General features: G+C 74.2%; 14 protein-coding genes and 1 pseudogene. 9 read left to right on the forward strand and 6 right to left on the reverse strand.

The features are described from left to right. Positions 1-107 precede the first annotated feature (107 nt). A complete protein-coding gene (locus IE248_RS10630; RefSeq protein WP_073798511.1) occupies positions 108-659 on the reverse strand; it encodes a TetR/AcrR family transcriptional regulator in 552 nt (183 codons plus the stop codon). A 260-nt stretch (positions 660-919) separates the two neighbouring features. Between IE248_RS10630 and IE248_RS37285 the strand changes: the two genes are divergently transcribed. From IE248_RS37285 to IE248_RS10645, 3 genes are all read left to right on the forward strand, one after another. Continuing rightward, positions 920-2,596 (forward strand): serine/threonine-protein kinase, encoded by a 1,677-nt coding sequence (locus IE248_RS37285; RefSeq protein WP_229895243.1) that lies wholly within the window; start codon positions 920-922, stop codon positions 2,594-2,596. 209 nt (positions 2,597-2,805) lie between these two features. Further along, a complete protein-coding gene (locus IE248_RS10640) occupies positions 2,806-3,984 on the forward strand; it encodes an agmatine deiminase family protein (RefSeq protein ID WP_373301503.1) in 1,179 nt (392 codons plus the stop codon). Between the two features lie 231 nt (positions 3,985-4,215). Continuing rightward, complete coding sequence (locus IE248_RS10645) at positions 4,216-5,004, forward strand: class I SAM-dependent methyltransferase (RefSeq protein ID WP_073798514.1); 789 nt, start codon at positions 4,216-4,218, stop codon at positions 5,002-5,004. Here the strand turns inward: IE248_RS10645 and IE248_RS10650 are convergent. From IE248_RS10650 to sigK, 3 genes and pseudogenes are all read right to left on the reverse strand, one after another. Then, a pseudogene (locus IE248_RS10650) lies at positions 4,989-5,339 on the reverse strand (molybdopterin-dependent oxidoreductase); the annotation flags it as partial. The gene IE248_RS10645 and the pseudogene IE248_RS10650 overlap by 16 nt on opposite strands. Positions 5,340-5,756: 417 nt before the next feature. Continuing rightward, a complete protein-coding gene (locus IE248_RS10655) occupies positions 5,757-6,506 on the reverse strand; it encodes an anti-sigma factor (protein ID WP_073798515.1) in 750 nt (249 codons plus the stop codon). Then, the gene (gene sigK, locus IE248_RS10660) at positions 6,503-7,027 is read right to left on the reverse strand and encodes an ECF RNA polymerase sigma factor SigK (RefSeq protein ID WP_047961169.1); all 525 of its coding nucleotides are present in this window, start codon (positions 7,025-7,027) and stop codon (positions 6,503-6,505) included. The genes IE248_RS10655 and sigK overlap by 4 nt, the downstream gene beginning before the upstream one ends. Before the next feature lie 581 nt (positions 7,028-7,608). Between sigK and IE248_RS10665 the strand changes: the two genes are divergently transcribed. The 4 genes from IE248_RS10665 (at position 7,609) to IE248_RS10680 (ending at position 11,892) form a co-directional block, all read left to right on the forward strand. Next, entirely contained in the window at positions 7,609-8,868 is a 1,260-nt protein-coding gene (locus tag IE248_RS10665) for an NAD(P)/FAD-dependent oxidoreductase (RefSeq protein WP_037798722.1), read from the forward strand. 80 nt (positions 8,869-8,948) lie between these two features. Further along, positions 8,949-9,776, forward strand: a complete 828-nt coding sequence (locus tag IE248_RS10670) for a DUF1365 domain-containing protein (protein ID WP_190030810.1) — start codon at positions 8,949-8,951, stop codon at positions 9,774-9,776. Then, positions 9,773-11,071 carry an SAM-dependent methyltransferase gene (locus IE248_RS10675; protein ID WP_229895244.1) on the forward strand — a complete coding sequence of 433 codons (1,299 nt, stop codon included), beginning with the start codon at positions 9,773-9,775 and terminating at the stop codon, positions 11,069-11,071. The genes IE248_RS10670 and IE248_RS10675 overlap by 4 nt, the downstream gene beginning before the upstream one ends. 65 nt (positions 11,072-11,136) lie before the next feature. Continuing rightward, entirely contained in the window at positions 11,137-11,892 is a 756-nt protein-coding gene (locus tag IE248_RS10680; protein ID WP_229895291.1) for a DUF1295 domain-containing protein, read from the forward strand. Here IE248_RS10680 and IE248_RS10685 read toward each other — a convergent pair. Then, a complete protein-coding gene (locus tag IE248_RS10685) occupies positions 11,843-14,539 on the reverse strand; it encodes a SpoIIE family protein phosphatase (protein WP_073798519.1) in 2,697 nt (898 codons plus the stop codon). The two genes, IE248_RS10680 and IE248_RS10685, sit on opposite strands and share 50 nt — an antisense overlap. Positions 14,540-14,821: 282 nt before the next feature. Here IE248_RS10685 and IE248_RS10690 point away from each other — a divergent pair, with 282 nt between their 5' ends. Next, positions 14,822-15,550 (forward strand): VOC family protein, encoded by a 729-nt coding sequence (locus tag IE248_RS10690; RefSeq protein WP_073779351.1) that lies wholly within the window; start codon positions 14,822-14,824, stop codon positions 15,548-15,550. 68 nt (positions 15,551-15,618) lie between these two features. On the opposite strand, the gene IE248_RS10695 is transcribed toward IE248_RS10690, so the two are convergent. After that, complete coding sequence (locus IE248_RS10695; RefSeq protein ID WP_073798520.1) at positions 15,619-15,792, reverse strand: CsbD family protein; 174 nt, start codon at positions 15,790-15,792, stop codon at positions 15,619-15,621. A gap of 143 nt (positions 15,793-15,935) precedes the next feature. Between IE248_RS10695 and IE248_RS10700 the strand changes: the two genes are divergently transcribed. After that, a complete protein-coding gene (locus IE248_RS10700; RefSeq protein ID WP_190030585.1) occupies positions 15,936-16,562 on the forward strand; it encodes an alpha-ketoglutarate-dependent dioxygenase AlkB in 627 nt (208 codons plus the stop codon). The last annotated feature ends 18 nt before the right edge of the window (positions 16,563-16,580 follow it).

Genomic DNA, 16,580 nt, shown 5'->3' on the forward strand with positions numbered 1-16,580 from the left:
GAAGAAACCGGGGAAGGAGCCGAGCAGGAACCGGCGACGCAACCGGCGAAGGAGCCGGGGAAGTGCCCCGGGCCCGGCCGTCGCGCGGCCGGGCGGCACCGGCGCGCCTACGAGAGGCGCTGGAGCTCGGCCTCGATCGACGCGGCCATCAGGTCCCGCGCGTGCGCCAGGGGCAGGCTGCCGCTGAGCCAGCGCGAGCTGAGGCCCTCCACCAGGGCCGTCAGCCGTTCGGCGGTTCCGGCGAGCGCCGCGGCGCCGGCCATCGGCCGGACCCGGCCGAGGAGCTCGCCGACCTCCTGTACCCATACCAGCGTGGCGCGGGCGAGGTCCTCGCGCAGGTCGGGATCGAACACCGCGCTGGCCCGCAGCTCTCCCCAGGCCGTGCTGTTCTCGCGTACCTCGGGGGTGTCCTGGAATTCGAGGAGGAGGGTCTCCTCCAGCTCGCCCCGCGCGTCCAGCGGGGGAGCGCCGGGATCCCGCTCCGTGGTGTACCGCCCCGCGCGATCGTTGATGAACTCCAAGGTGGCGCGCATGATTCCGGCGCGGTCCTTGAAGTGGTAGTAGATCAGCGCGGTGGACACGCCCGCCTCCGAGGCGAGCTCCTCCACGCGCAGGCCGCGCACGCCGCGTCGGGCGATGACCCGCGCGGCCCCCTCCATGATTGCTGTTCGACGGTCCGCCACAAGCCGACACCCTACCCGGGAGCCGATCACCGGTACGACCTCGACCCTGACTGAAATTACAGTCGGATAGGATCCGGTGCCGTTCGGGCGGTGCACCGCCGCCGGGTGCCCCGCGCCGGCCGCGTTTGCGCCGGCGCACCGGCCGGACAGCCACGCCCCGCCGCGCCCTCGCGCGGTCCCGCGGACCAGGCCGAGAACCCTCGGGCGCGTCCGCCCTCGTCGCCGGGAGATCCGCCATGACCACACGACGCCCCGGCGCCGCCGCCCCGCACCTCCAGGCGCCGGCCGCCGACGATCCGCGCGAGGTGGGCGGCTACCGCGTCGTCGCCCGGCTCGGCTCCGGCGGCATGGGCCGCGTCTACCTCGCCCACACCCCGGGCGGGCGGCCCGTGGCGCTCAAGGTGGTCCGGCCCGAACTCGCGGGGGACCCCGATTTCCGCCTCCGGTTCGCCCGGGAGGTGGCCAGCGCGCAGCGCATCCACGGGCTCTACACCGCCCAGGTCGTCGATTCCGGGGCCGACGCGCCCACCCCGTGGCTGGCCACCGCGTACGTCCCCGGGCCCTCGCTCCAGCAGGCCGTGAACACGTACGGCCCGCTGCCCCCGCGCACCGTGCTCCTGCTCGTCGCCGGGATCGCCGAGGCGCTCCAGGAGATCCACCGGGCCGGTGTGGTGCACCGCGACCTCAAGCCCGCCAACGTACTGATCGCCGCCGACGGCCCACGGGTGATCGACTTCGGCATCGCGCACACCGCCCACGCGAGCGCCCTGACCGGCGCCGGGCTGCGGGTGGGCACCCCCGCCTTCATGGCGCCCGAGCAGGCGCTGGGCCGGCCGACGCTGCCGGCGACCGACGTCTTCGCGCTGGGCGCGCTCGCCGCGTACGTGGCCGGGGGCGCGCCGGTGTTCGGCGAAGGGCCCGATTCCACCGTCCTCTACCGGGTGGTGCACGAGGAGCCGGACCTCGGCCGGGTCCCCGCCGAACTGCGCGAGCTGCTGTGGCACTGCCTGGCCAAGGACCCGGAGCGGCGGCCGGCGACCGCCCGGGTGATCGAAGCCGTCCGTGACCACCCCGCAGTCGGCGGGCGGCTCCACTTCGCCGACGACTGGCTCCCGCACGAGGTCACCACCGAGGTCCGGCGCCACGCCGACCTGCCCGCGCCGCCGGCGACGGCGCTCGCCACCGCCTTCGATGCGGCGCACACCGTCGCCGCGCCGGGCGCCGCGCACGCCCCGAGCCTCCCGCCGCGGACCCCGGCCCCGGAGCCGGCCCCGGAGCCGGCCGTCACCGCGGAACCCCCGGTGCGCGGCCGTGGCCGTGGCCGGGCGGCGGCCTCCGGGCGCGCGACGGGCCGGACGGCGGGCGTGGCCGCCGCCGCCCTGCTGCTGGGCGCCGCGGGAGCGTACGCGCTGCTCGACCCCGGCTTCGGCGACGGGGACGGCGGGGCCGGTGAGGAGCTCCCCGAGGCCTCCGCGCCCGCGCCGGTCCCGACGGCCGGCGCCCCCACCCCCATGCCCAGCCCCACCCCGCCGGTCCCCGGCTACACGGCCGTCTACACCGGCACTGCCCTCACCTCCCCGGACCAGAGCTACGAGTTCGACGTCTCGGCCGGCCGGGTCGTCCCGCAGGAGACCGCCTCCTGGTACGTGGGCCGCAGCGCCACCGAGTTCTACGTCCCCGAGAGCAGCGACGCCTACATCGCGCAGGGCGAGGGGCTCGGGCTCGCCGAGTGCGTGAAGGGCGTCGAGAGCCGGCCCGTCACCGCGCTCCCCTTCACCACCCTGCGCGCCGGCCGGGCCTTCTGCGTCCGCGCCCAGGACAGCCGCGACATCGCCGTCGTGACCGTGCTCACCGACAGCCCCGGTGACGGGCCGGTCCGGGTCTCGGTGGACCGCTACCGCCACGACGGGTGAAGCGCGCGGCGGATTGACTGAAATTCCAGTCAGTGTCAGAGTGGGGGCGTCGCCGCGGAACTCGATGTTCCGTACCGGTCCGCGGCGCGGCCGCTGGATCGCCGTGCCGCCCGCCCGTGCCGACAATGGAACGGATGACGTTCCCCGCCCGCAGCCCTTGACCGCTGCCCCGTCGGCGAAAGCCCATCAGCCGAATGCCGGAGCTCCCTGTGTCCCCTTCCCCCCTGTCCTCTCCCGTCTCCCGCCGCACCGCGCTGCGCGCCCTCGCGGGCATCGGCGGTGCGCTGGCCTTCGGAGCCGCCGCCTGCGCCCCCTCCGACCCGGAGGGCCCGGCGGCCTCGCCCGCCTCCGGCACCGCCGAGGGGACGGGTGGCGCCGGCCGCCGGTTCGGTGCCGAGTGGGAGAGCCACGCCCGGACCTTCATGTCCTGGCCCGCACTGGAAAACGTCTGGTACGAGGACCTGCCCGCCGTACGGGCGGACATCGCCCGCGTGGCCCGCGCCGTGGGCGAGTACGAGCCCGTGGTGATGCTCGCCCGGCCCGACCAGCAGGAGGCGGCCCAGCGGGCGTGCGGTTCCGGCGTCGAGGTGATCGCGCTCCCGGTGGACGACCTCTGGGCGCGCGACACCGTGCCCGTCTTCGTCGAGCAGGACCACAAGGTCCTCGGCGTCGACCTCAACTTCAGCGGCTGGGGCAACAAGCAGGAGCACCGCAACGACGCCCAGGTCGGCCGGCTGCTGCTGGCGAAGTACGGGATCGAGCGCGTGCGGGCGCCGTTCGTCGCCGAGGGCGGCTCCTTCGAGACCGACGGCGAGGGCACCCTGCTCGTCACCGAGAGCTCGGTGGTCAACAAGAACCGCAACCCCGGCAAGAGCCGCGACCGGATCCAAGCCGAACTCAAGAGCAGCCTCGGCATCAAGAAGGTGATCTGGCTCGCCGGAGTCCGCGGCCAGGACATCACGGACGCGCACGTCGACAGCCTGGTCCGGTTCACCGCCCCGGGCGTCGTCCTCCTCGACCAGGCGTTCCCCGGCTCCGAGCCCGACGTGTGGTCGCGCGCCGCCGACCAGGCGAGGACGGTGTTCAAGGAAGCGACGGACGCGCGCGGCAAGCGCCTGGAGGTCGTCGACCTGCCCCAGCCCGACCTGGACAAGATCACCGGCCGCGGTGACGCCTTCGTGTCGACGTACGCGAACTTCTACGTGGCCAACGGCGCCGTCTTCATGCCCCGCTTCGGGGACGCCCGGGCGGACGACCGCGCGAAGGGCATCCTCCAGGAGCACTTCCCGAAGCGCGACATCGTCCCCGTGGAGATCGACACCATCGCCGGGGGTGGCGGCGGCATCCACTGCTCGACCCACGACGAGCCCGGCAAGCCGGCCGAGTAGCCCGCCGGTCCAAGAGCGGGCCCCCGCCGTCCCGTACTGCCGGACAGCTCCACACTTGCGAGGCCTTTGGTGGAATGGCCAAGCATTCGCCAGCTGATGTACGCGAAGCCCCTCGCACATGCAGTATGGGGATGACGATGGTTCCCGGCCGGCGCGGAGGCGGACCGCACCACGGCCACACCGCCGGGTCACCCCTTCCGGTCTCCTGCTCACGAGGCGAGGTATCGACCCATGGATGTACGCGGCTTGGACGGCAGCGCGGGCGACGTCGACTACGGCGCCATCGGCTCCACCTACTCCGGCTACCGGCGGCCCGACCCGCGCATAGCCCGGGTCATCGCCGACGCGCTGGGTGGCGCCCGTACGGTCGTCAACGTCGGCGCCGGAGCCGGCTCCTACGAGACGGCCGCCGCGGCCGTCACGGCGGTCGAGCCCTCCGAGTCGATGCGGGCGCAGCGCTCGGCGGCCCTGCCGCGCGCCGTGGACGCGGTCGCGGAGGACCTCCCCTTCGCGGACGGGGAGTTCGACGGGGCGATGACCCTGTTCAGCGTCCACCAGTGGAGCGACGCCGAGGCGGGACTGCGGGAGATGCGGCGCGTCACCCGCGGCCCGGTCGTCGTGCTCACCTGCGACCCCGAACTGGTGCGGGACTTCTGGCTGTACGCGTACGCCCCCGAGGTCCTCGACACCGAGGCCCGGCGCTATCCGCCGCTGGAGAAGATGGCCGCCGCCCTCGGCGGCACCGGCACGGTGGAGACCGTACCGATCCCGCTGGACTGCACCGACGGCTTCAACGAGGCCTACTACGGGCGCCCCGAGATGCTGCTGGACCCCGCCGCCCGCCAGGCCTGCTCGGCGTGGAGCTTCGTCGACGACGGAGTGCGCGAACGGTTCACCACCCGGCTGCGGGAGGACCTGGACTCCGGCGCCTGGGACGAGCGGTACGGCCACCTGCGCACCCAGCCTGCCTACCTGGGCTCGCTCGTCATCGTCCGGGCGTCCGGTCACTCCTCCTGGTAGGAGTGCCGCTGCTCCCTCCAGGGATCACCGATGTTGTGGTAGCCGCGCTCCTCCCAGAAGCCGCGGCGGTCGGCGGTCATGTACTCGATCGCGCGCAGCCACTTGGGGCCCTTGTAGCCGTACAGGTGCGGTACGACCAGGCGCAGCGGGAAGCCGTGCTCGACGGTGAGCGGTTCCCCGTGGTGATGGGTGGCGAGCAGGGTCCGCTCGGAGGTGAAGTCGGCGAGCCGCAGGTTGGCGCTGTACCCGTACTCGGCCCAGGCCATCACGTGCGTGACCTGCGGGGCGGGGGGCGCCAGCGCCAGGACCGTACGGGCGGCGACCCCGAAGAACTCGTGGTCGGTCGTGGTGGGACCCGAGGTGTAGCTCCGGTGCGGGCCGCCGGATCAGATCCTGCCAGCCCCGCCACCGGTACGCCGACCCGGCGCGTGATCAACCCTTCACGGGCGCCGGCAGGGCCACGCAGGCGTCGGACCGCAGGCCGTACCCCGCGAGATCGCGCAGCTCCGGTGACCCCGCGGCGAGTTGGAGCAGGATCCGGGTGGCCGCGCCACTGCCGGCGACCGCGCGGCGGCACAACTCCCGGACACGGCCGCCCTTCGCGAGCCGGCCGGCGAGTTCCGCGTCCGCGTACTTGTCCCCGGACGCCTCCAGGCCGGCCGGCTCGGCGAAGCGCCCCCGCGTAGACGTGCGGCGCGGTGTGCACCGTGCTCACCGTGTTCTTCGCGGGGGTCTCCGCGTTCCGCTGACGCTCAGGCGGGCAGCGCGAGCAGCATCAGGGGGGCGGTGGTGGGCTGCGGCGAACCGCCGGCCGGTTCGAGCGTGAGGCCCACCCCGCTGGCCTTGCGCAGATCGCCCTGGAGCAGGGTGGCCCCGTCGCTGTCGACGAGCCCGGCCGGACGCATCGTGCCGTGGTCGTCGTACCAGAGCTGGTAGGTCCGGCCCGGCCCCGGCTCGGGGAGTCCGGTGCCGACGAACACGGCCTTGTCCTGCCGCTGGGAGCTGACCACGGAGGTGACGGCGCCGGTGCTGGTCCGGCCGTGCACGGTACGGGCGTCGGGCGCGGCCAGTACGGAGGTGAGGTCCCGCATCCGCAGCTCCGTGCCCTGCGCCCGCTGCTGTGCCTCCTCGGTCTGCTGGTGCTGCCACACGGCGAGGCCACCGAACGAGGCGGCGGCCACGAGGCTCGCGGCGAGGGCCAGCGGTCCGGCCTTGCGGCGCAGCACGCCGCTCACCGTCCGGGGCCGCTCGTCCGCCGGCAGTCGCGGCGGCAACTGCCTTACGGAGTCGATGCCGTGCAGGACGGCGTCCTTCATCCGCGGGGGCGGCGCCGTGGACACCGCGGCGGCGAGGCGGGCCGTCGTACCGCCGAACTCGGCCACCTCCTGGCGGCAGGACGCGCACTGCGCGAGGTGGGCCGTGAACGCCGTCAGCTCCTCGCGGCCCAGGGCGTGAAGGGCGTAGGCGCCGGTGAGGGTGTGCAGGTCTTCTTCATTTCTCATGTGGTCACCCCCATGCAGTCGCGCAGTCGGATCAGCCCGTCGCGCATGCGTGTCTTGATGGTAGGAAGCGGTGCGCGAAGCGTCTCGGCGACTTCACGGTAGGTCAGGCCCTGGTAGTAGGCCAGGGTGACGGCTTGCCGCTGGAGCTCGGTCAGGCCGCGCATGCAGCGCCGTACCTGTTCGCTCTCCAGCCGGGTCTCGACCTGCTCGGCCACCTCGTCGAAGGGCCGCTGGTGTTCGCGCGCCGCCTGGTCGTACTCGCGGTTGGCCGAGGCCTGGGCGGAGCGGACCCGGTCGACGGCCCGGCGGTGGGCGAGGGTGGCCGCCCAGGCGGGCACGCTGCCCTGCTCGGGCCGGTAGCGGGAGGCCTGCCGCCAGAGGTCGATCATCACCTCCTGGGCCACTTCCTCGGACTGGGCTCTGTCGCGCACGACCTTGACCACGATCCCGAAGACGGTGCCGGCGAGGGCGTCGTAGAGCGCGGAGAACGCGTCCTTGTCGCCGCGGGCCACCTGCGCCATGAGGTCTTCGAGCCGTGAGCCGCCGCCGTCCGGGGCGGCGAAGGGGAGAGGCTGCCTCACTGGTGCCCCTTCCCGCCGCCCGACGCCGCGCGGCGCCCGGTGGTGGCGGGCGGTCCGCCGGGATGCGTCTGCGTCCATTGCATGACAGTCCTTCGGGTCGAGAACAACCGGACCCGCACCGTACGCGGGCCTGTCATTCCGGTTGAGGGTAGAGGGTGGGCTCGGATGTGGTCGGGCGCGGCAGGGGTGTGGTTCCGGATGCGGTCGGCATTCTGGTTCCTCGACTGCTCTTCGGAGCGGACGTCCGTACGGATTGCCCTGGTCGTCCGGCAATTCGACGGTGGCCGCCACCCGATCGCAGGACGGACCAATCCGGTCGGCGCACCGCTGCGAAGGGCCGGTGTGGGCGACTTCCGGAAGCCCATCCCCCGGCCGTGGGCCGGCGCCCCCTGGCGGGGGTGGCGCCGGTCCACGTTTTACCTTCCCTTTGCCGAAGCTGCCAATCCGGCCCGCCGTCGGCCGCGAAGTACAGGTGAAGGGCCGCCCAGGGCGGCGTGGCGACTCATGGGGAGCTGGTACCTGTGCACACACGGAGAGTGGCCGTCATCGGGAGCGGCGTCGCGGGACTGACCGCCGCCTACGTCCTCGGCAAGGCCTGCGAGGTCACCCTCTACGAGGCCGACGACCGGCTCGGCGGCCACGCCCACACCCATGAGCTCCCCGCCGACGGCGGCGGAACCGTACGCGTGGACTCCGGGTTCATCGTCCACAACGAACGCACCTACCCCACGCTGCTGCGGCTCTTCGGCGAACTGGGCGTGTCCACCCAGGACTCCGAGATGAGCATGTCCGTACGCTGCGACGGCTGCGGCCTGGAGTACGCCGGAGCCCGGGGCGCGGGCGGCCTGTTCACCGGCCGCGCCGCCCTGCGGGGCCGCTACCTGAGGCTGCTGGCCGAGGTGCCGCTCTTCCACCGGCGCGCCCGCGCGCTGCTGCGCGAGGGCGGCCCCGACCAGCGCACCCTCGGCGACTTCCTGAGCGACGGCCGCTTTTCCCCGTACTTCGTCTCGCACTTCATCGGCCCCCTCGTCGCCGCCGTGTGGTCCTGCCCCGCGCGGACCGCGCTCTCCTACCCGGCCGCGTACCTGTTCCGCTTCCTCGAACACCACGGCCTGCTCTCCGTCACCGGATCCCCGCAGTGGAAGACCGTCACCGGCGGCAGCTCCGCCTACGTCGACCGGATAGCCAAGGAGATCGGCGACGTCCGCACCTCCACCCCCGTGCGCGGGGTCACCCGCCACCCGGGAGCCGCCCTCGTCACCACCGAGGACGGCCTCACCGACGCCTACGACGCCCTGGTCATCGCCACCCACCCCGACCAGGCCCTGCGGCTGCTGATGGACCCCACCCCGCACGAACGCCGGGTCCTCGGCGCCTTCGCGTACGAGGACAACCCGACCGTCCTGCACACCGACACGGACCTGCTGCCGCGCTCGCCCCGGGCCCGCGCCTCCTGGAACTACCACCTCGCCGACTGCGGCACCTCCACCGAAGGCGTCCGGGTCAGCTACGACATGACACGCCTCCAGAAGCTCCCCGGCGCCACGGACTACGTGGTCACCCTGAACGCGGGCGACCACGTCGACCCCGACCGGATCCTCGCCCGCATGCGGTACGCGCACCCCGTCTACACCCCCGAATCGGTCGCCGCCCAGCGGGAGTTGCCCCGGCTCAACACCCGGGTCAACGTCTACGCCGGCGCCTACCACGGCTGGGGCTTCCACGAGGACGGCTGCCTCTCCGGCGTACGGGCGGCCGAGGCCCTCGGGGTCCGGTGGTGAGCCCCCGGCCGGCCGCCGCCCCCGCCTCTCCCGCCTCCGCCCCGCCCGCCGCCCCGGACCCCGCCGCCGGCGCTCCCGCCGTGGTCCCGGCCCTCTACGACTGCGTCGTCGCACACGCGCGGACGGCCCCGATCCGGCACGCCTTCCGCCACCGCACGTACATGTGGCTCGTCGACCTGGACGCACTGCCCCGCATCCCGCGCGCCCTGCGCCCGCTGGCCCGCTTCGACACCCGTGACCACTTCACCGGGACCGCGCCGGGCATCCGCGAGGGCCTGGACGCCTACCTCGCCACCCGGGGCGTACGGCTCGACGGCGGCCGGGTGCTGATGCTGGCGCACGCCCGGGTGCTGGGGTACGTGTTCAACCCGCTGACGCTGTACTGGTGCCACGACCGGTCCGGAGCGCTGGTCTGCGTCGTCGCCGAGGTCCACAACACCTACCGGCAGCGCCACTGCTACCTGCTGCGCCCCGACGCGACGGGCCGGGCCGAGGTCGCCAAGGACTTCCCCGTCTCGCCCTTCTTCCCCGTGGACGGCCACTACCGGATGCGCCTGCCCGAGCCCGGCGAGCGCCTCGACGTCACCGTCCAGCTGGAGCGCGACGGGCAGCGGCCCTTCACCGCGACCCTGCGCGGCCGCCGCCGCCCCGCCACCCCGGCGGCCCTGCTGCGCGCCGCCGCGGGGCACCCGTGGTCCACCGCCGCCGTCACGGCCGGGATCCGCCACCACGGCATCCGTCTCCTCCTGCGCGGCCTGCCCCTCCAGCCCCGGCCCGACCGGCCCGGGCCGCTCCGCTGTCCCGCCGGAGCCGCCCCCGCCGGAGCCGCCCCCGCCCCGGCCCCCGCCCACGCCCCGGACCCCGCTCCCGTCCCCGTCCCCGTACGTCAGGAAGGCATCGCTCCGTGACCCTCTCGCTCCCGCGTACCGCCGACACCGTCATCCCGCCCCACGCGTACGTCGACGCCGATGTCTGGCCCGACGTGGCCCGGCCGCCCGCGGCCCCGTTCGGGCACGCCGCCGCGGCCCGCCGGATCGTCCGCGGCGCCCTGGCGAGGCTGCCGCTGCGCTGCCGCTTCGGGGACGGCCCGGCCACCGGCACCGGGCCCTCGCTCACCGTCCACGACCCCGAGGCCTTCTTCACGCGGATCGGCGCCCACGGCCTGATCGGCTTCGGCGAGTCCTACATGGCGGGCGAGTGGGACAGCGACGACCTGACCGGCCTGCTGACCATCCTGGCCGCGAACGTCGACGAGCTCGTCCCCGCCCCGCTGCGCCGCCTCCGGAGCTCCTGGGTGGCGCGCAGGCCCGCGCAGCAGGGCACCCGGGCGGGCGCGCGCGAGAACGTCCAGCGTCACTACGACCTGTCCAACGAGCTGTTCTCGCTGTTCCTCGACGACACCATGTCCTACTCCGCGGCCCTCTTCGCCGCCTTCCCCGCCCGCCAGGAGTCCCTCCGGACGGCCCAGGAACGCAAGATCGACCGGCTCCTCGACCTCGCCGACGTCGGCGAGGGCACCCGCCTGCTGGAGATCGGCACGGGCTGGGGCGAACTCGCCCTGCGGGCGGCCCGGCGCGGCGCCCAGGTGACGACCGTGACCCTCTCCGCCGAACAGCGCGACCTCGCCCGCCGCCGCGTCGCCGAAGCCGGCCTCTCCCACCGGGTGGACGTCGACCTGCGGGACTACCGGGACGTCTACGGGCGCTACGACGCGGTGGTCAGCGTCGAGATGATCGAGGCGGTCGGGGCCGAGCACTGGCCGGTGTACTTCGGCGCGCTGCGCCGGGCCTTGCTGCCCGGCGGCCGGATCGCCCTCCAGGCCATCACCATGGGCCACCGGCAGATGCTCGACACCGCCGCCACCCACACCTGGATCAGCAAGTACGTCTTCCCCGGCGGCCTGATCCCCTCCCGCGAGGCCATCGAGGAGAACGCCGCCGCCGTGGGCCTGCGCGTGCTCTCCGACCACGGCTACGGCGACCACTACGCGCAGACCCTGCGCCTGTGGCGGGAGCGCTTCACCGCCCGCGCCGGCGAGGTGGAGCGGCTGGGCTTCGACCACACCTTCCGCCGGATGTGGGAGCTCTACCTGGCCTATTCCGAAGCCGGGTTCCGCTCGCGCTACCTCGACGTCCGCCAGCTGCTGCTCACGGAAGCCGACCCGGAGGACTGGCCCGAGCGGGAGCCGGAGCCCCGGGCGTGACCACCGCGGTCCGGGAGGCCCTGTGGGCCAACCTGGCCGCGGCCGCCGCCACCGCCTTCGCGGTCATGCTGATCACCTTCTCCGTCGCGCTCATCAGGGGCCTGCACCGGCTCGCGGACATCGCCCGGGGCCTCGCCTTCGCCGCCGTCGCCGCGGCCACGTACGGCCTCTCCGAGGGGTACGGGAACGACGGCCGCCGGCTCCTGGTCGCCGCCGCCACGCTCCTGTGGGGCGTGCGGCTGGCCGCCCACATCGCCTGGCGCTGCCGGGGCCAGGGCGAGGACCCGCGCTACGCGGAGCTCCTCGCCCACGGGCGCGGCGACCCGGACCTGCGCGCACTGCGCAAGGTCCACCTGCTCCGGGCAGGGCTGGTCTGGCTGGTCTCGCTGCCCGTGCAGGCCGCCTCGTACGTCGCCGCGCCCATCGGCGCCCTCACCGTCCTCGGAGCCGTCCTGTGGGCGGCGGGGCTGGCCTTCGAGGCCGTGGGGGACCACCAGCTCGCCCGCTTCAAGGCCGATCCCGCCCACCATGGCACCGTCATGGACCGGGGCCTGTGGGCGTGGACGCGCCACCCCAACCACTTCGGCGACTTCCTGGTCTGGTGGGGCCTCTACCTGATGGCCTGCGGCACCTGGCAGACCGCACTGCTGTCCCTGGTCTCCCCGGTCGCCATGACCCTGCTGCTGACCGAGGGCAGCGGCAAGCGCCTGCTGGTGGCCCGCATGGCGGACCGCCCCGGCTACGCCGCGTACGCCGCCCGCACCAGCGGTTTCATTCCCCGGCCGCCTCGGGATCCGGCAGGGGCTGCTCGGACCAGATGACCTTGCCCTCGGGCGTGTACCTGGCCCCCCACCGGCGGCTGAGCTGCGCCACCAGGAAGAGCCCGCGGCCCCCCTCGTCCGTGGTGGTGGCGTAGTGCAGCCGCGGCGAGCTGCTGCTGCCGTCGAAGACCTCGCAGGTCAGCACCCGGTCGAACAGCAGCCGCACCCGGACCGGCTCGGCGCCGTGCCGGATGGCGTTGGTGATCAGCTCGCTCAGCACCAGTTCCGTCCCGAAGGAGAGCTCCGAGAGCCCCCACTCCTCCAGCTTCGCCGTGGCCTTGGCCCTTATGGTCCCGACCGCGCTCGGCTCGAACGGCACGTCCCACTCGGCGATGTGGTCCGCCGGCAGCGCCGACGTCCGGGCCACCAGCAGGGCCACGTCGTCCCGGGGCCGCACCGGCAGCAGCTGTTCGAGGACCGCCCGGCAGGTGTCCTGCGGCCTGCGGTCGGCGTGGGCCAGCGCCGCGCGCAGCAGGTCGAGGCCCTCGTCGATGTCCCGGGCCCGGTCCTCGACCAGCCCGTCGGTGTACAGCACCAGCTGGGTGCCCTCGCTCAGCTCCAGCTCCGCCGACTCGAACGGGAACCCGCCCAGCCCCAGCGGCGCCCCCGCGGGCAGCTCGGGGATCTCCACCGTGCCGTCCGGGTGCACCAGCGCCGGCGGCACGTGCCCCGCCCGCGCCACCGTGCAGCGCTGGTTCACCGAGTCGTACACGGCGTACATGCAGGTCGCGCCGAGCAGGCCGCTCTGGGAGCCGTCGCCCTCCGCGTTCTGGTCGATGTACTGCACCAGGTCGTCCAGCCGGGTCAGCAGTTCGTCCGGCGGCAGGTCCAGCGAGGAGAAGTTGAGCACGGCCGTGCGCAGCCGGCCCATGGCCGCCGCGGCGTGCAGCCCGTGCCCGACCACGTCGCCGACGACGAGCGCCACCCGGCTGCCGGGCAGCGGGATCACGTCGAACCAGTCGCCGCCGACCCCGGACTGCGCGGGCAGGTAGTAGTGGGCCACCTCCACGGCGTTCTGCTCGGGCAGGTCGCGCGGCAGCAGGCTGCGCTGGAGGGTCACGGCGAGGGCGTGCTCGCGGGTGTAGCGGCGCGCGTTGTCGATGCTGACGCCGGCCCGCGCCACCAGCTCCTCAGCCAGCGACAGGTCCTCCTCGTCGAAGGGCTCCGGCTTCTGCGAGCGCCAGAAGTTGACCACTCCCAGGACCACCCCGCGGGACTTGAGCGGGGCCGTGATCAGGGAGTGCACGCCGTACTCGACGATGGCCCGCGCCCGCGGCGGGTCCTGGGCGTGCCAGCCGGCCGCGTCGGCCAGCTCGGCGACCACCTCGGCCCGGCCGCTGCTCAGCCCGCGCGCCTGCGGGGTGGAGGGCACGAAGTCGATCAGCCGGCCGCGAGGGTACAGCGGGACGTCGTCGCGGATCCCGCTGAACCCGGTGCGGCGCAGGTCCACCGCCGCCGCGGCGGTGGGCTCGTCGCCGTGCAGCACCTGCTCCGCCAGGTCCACCGTCGCGAAGTCCGCGAACCGGGGCACCGCGACGTCCGCCAGCTCCTGGGCGGTCCGCTCCACGTCCAGGGTGGTGCCCACGCCCACCCCGGCGTCGTACAGCAGCTTCAGCCGCCTGCGGGCCGCCTCGGCGCGGGTGCTGAGCACCTGCATCTCGGTGGAGTCCCGGATGGTCACCGCGGCGCCCTCGGGGCCGCCGCCGGGCTTGGTGGGCCGCTGGTTGATCACCAGCAGCCGCTCCCCGGCCTCCTGCACCTCGTCGGTGGCCACCCGGCCGGACAGCAGCAGCTCGGCCAGGTGCCGCTCCAGCCCCAGCTGGTCGACGCGCCGGCCCTCGGAGTCCGCGGGCAGCCGCAGCAGCCGTTTCGCCTCGTCGTTGGCGAGCAGCAGCACCCCGCCCCCGTCGGTGATCAGGACGCCCTCCCGGACGGCGTGCAGCACCGCGTCGTGGTGCTCGTACATCCGGGTCATCTCCAGCGGGCCGAGCCCGTGGGTCTGCCGCCGCAGGCGCCGGCTGATCAGCGCCGCGCCGGCGGTGGCCAGGGCCAGGCCCGCCGCGCTGGCGCCGAGGATGACGGGGAGCTGCCGGTTGACCACGCCGGTGACGTTCTTGACCGTGAGGCCCGCCGACACCAGTGCCTCGACCTTGCCGTCGGGGGAGAACACCGGCACGACCGCCTGGATCTCCTGGCCCAGCGGCCCCTTCACGCTCTCCGTGTACACCTCGCCGGCCAGCGAGGGCTCGATGGTGCCGACGAACTTCTTGCCGATGCGGTCGGGGAGGGGATGGGTGTAGCGGATCCCCTGGGTGTCCATCACGACGATGAAGTCCATCCCGGAGGCCTTGCGCGTCGCCTCGGTGAGCGGCTGGAGGATCTTCGTGGGATCCGGGGTCTTGAGCGCGGCGCGCAGTCCGAGCGAGTGGGCGAAGGTCTCGGCCACCGCGACCGAACGGGCGCGGGCCTCGCGGTCGACGTCATGGCGCGACTGCAGTACCAGCGCGAGGACCGCCCCGGCGGCGAGCAGCACCACGACCGCCACCTGAAGGACGAATACCTGTCGGGCGACGCTTCGCGGGCGATTTCGTCTCAGTGACCGCACCGACGTCCCCGGCACGGGTTGCAAGGATGGGCCACGAACCATTTGTAGCACTGCCGGTGGCCTGAGGTCGGTCGAGATACCCCGGTGGGGTGCGGCGATTCTCGCCGGGCCGTGATCCGGTCGCGGGCGGCCGGCCCGGCGGCGGCGCGGCGGGCTGCGGCCCCGGGCGCCGCGCGGGCGGTGGAACGCGCACTTCACGGCCTTGTCCGGCGTCTGCCACTACCGTGAATCCGGAAGGTCAGTCACTGCCGCGTGGCGAGGAGGCCGGTAACCGTGTCCACGTCCAGCCATGAGATGTTCGGCGCGCCGTGCTGGGTCAGCCTGATGGCCCGGGACCTCGCCTCCGCCCAGGAGTTCTACGGAGCCGTGCTGGGCTGGGAATTCCGCCCCACCCGGCTCGGCGAGCAGTTCTCCGTGGCCATGTACGAGGGGGTGCCGGTCGCCGGGATCGGCGCCCTGGCCCTGCGACTGGGCGTCCCGGTGGCCTGGACCCCGTACTTCGCCGTGGACGACGCGGACGTGACCGCGGCGCGGATCCGCGAGCGCGGCGCCACGACGGCGGTGGGGCCGCTCGCCTTCGGTACCGGGCGGGCCGCGCTCGCCGCCGACCCCGACGGGGCGGTCTTCGGGTTCTGGCAGGGCGAGGTCATCCCCGACTGGACGCTCCGCGGCGACGGGGCCGCCGCGTGGATCGAACTGCGCACCCGGGACGCGTTCGCCGCCGCGGTCTTCTACGCGGAGGTCCTGGACTGGGCCTGCGAACGGCCGGGCTGCTGCGACGTCTCCTACGAGCAGGGACACGTCATCGTCCGGCGGGGCCACGACACGGTGGCGCGGATCAGCGGCGGGGCCGTCGAGGCCGCCCCCGACCCGGAGGTCCGGCCGCGCTGGCACGTGCACTTCTCGGTGCTCGACCTGGAGAAGGCGGTGGAGACCGCGACCGGGTCCGGCGGCGCGGCCGTCTCGCCGGTGCAGAGTTCGGCGACCAGTCGTTCGATCACCCTGCGGGACCCGGACGGCGCACTGTTCACCGTCGTCTCGCCGAACACCTGACCCCGCGCATACGGCGCGTCGCCTCCCCGGCACCGGTGCCGGGGAGGCGACGCGCCGTATGCGCGGGGTCAGTCCTTGAGGACGTCCTTGATCTTCTCCTTGGCCTGGCGGGCATCGCCCTTCGCCTGGTCCATGCGGCCCTTGGCGGTGAGGCTCTCGTTGCCCACGGCGCGGCCGGCGGCCTCCTTGGCCTTGCCCTTGGCCTGCTCGGTCTTGGCCTTTGCCTTCTCTCCGTGCGACATCTGGTTCCTCCATGGCGTCGGGACGGGTGGACGTAGAGGCGTCTGACCGGGAACGGCCGCCCTAAACACCGCGGACCGGATCGCGCAACTCGTGGCCGCCCGGCAATCGAGCATCTGTTCGAGTGGCGCGGTAGGCTGGATCCATGCACGCACTCCAGGGCTCGCTCTTCGACCAGGCCGACGAGACCGGGCTCGGCCCGCTCCGCGGGCTGCGCCGCACCGAGCTCGGCGCCGGGGCCTGGGTGGACCACCTGCCCGGCTGGCTGACCGGGGCCGACGCACTGTTCGAGCGGCTGGCCGGGCAGGTGCCCTGGCGGGCCGAGCGCCGCCAGATGTACGACCGCGAGGTCGAGGTGCCCCGGCTGCTCGCCTTCTACGGCGAGGGGGAGCCCCTCCCGCACCCGGCCCTCACCACCGCCCGTACCGCCCTGAGCCGGCACTACGCCGCCGAGCTCGGCGAGCCGTTCGCCACCGCCGGGCTGTGCCTCTACCGCGACGGCCGCGACAGCGTCGCCTGGCACGGCGACCGCAACGGCCGCTCCGCCACCGAGGACACCATGGTCGCGATCGTCTCCGTCGGAGACCCCCGCGATCTCACCCTGCGCCCCCGCGACGGCGGAGCCACCCTGCTGCGGCTGCCGCTGGGGCACGGCGACCTCGTCGTGATGGGCGGCTCCTGCCAGCGCACCATGGAGCACGCCGTCCCCAAATCGGCCCGCGCCGTCGGCCCCCGGATCAGCGTCCAGTTCCGTACCCGCGGCGTCCGCTGAACCCGCCGGGCCGGGGAC

The organism is Streptomyces goshikiensis, assembly GCF_014650555.1.
Taxonomy (GTDB): Bacteria; Actinomycetota; Actinomycetes; order Streptomycetales; family Streptomycetaceae; genus Streptomyces; species Streptomyces goshikiensis.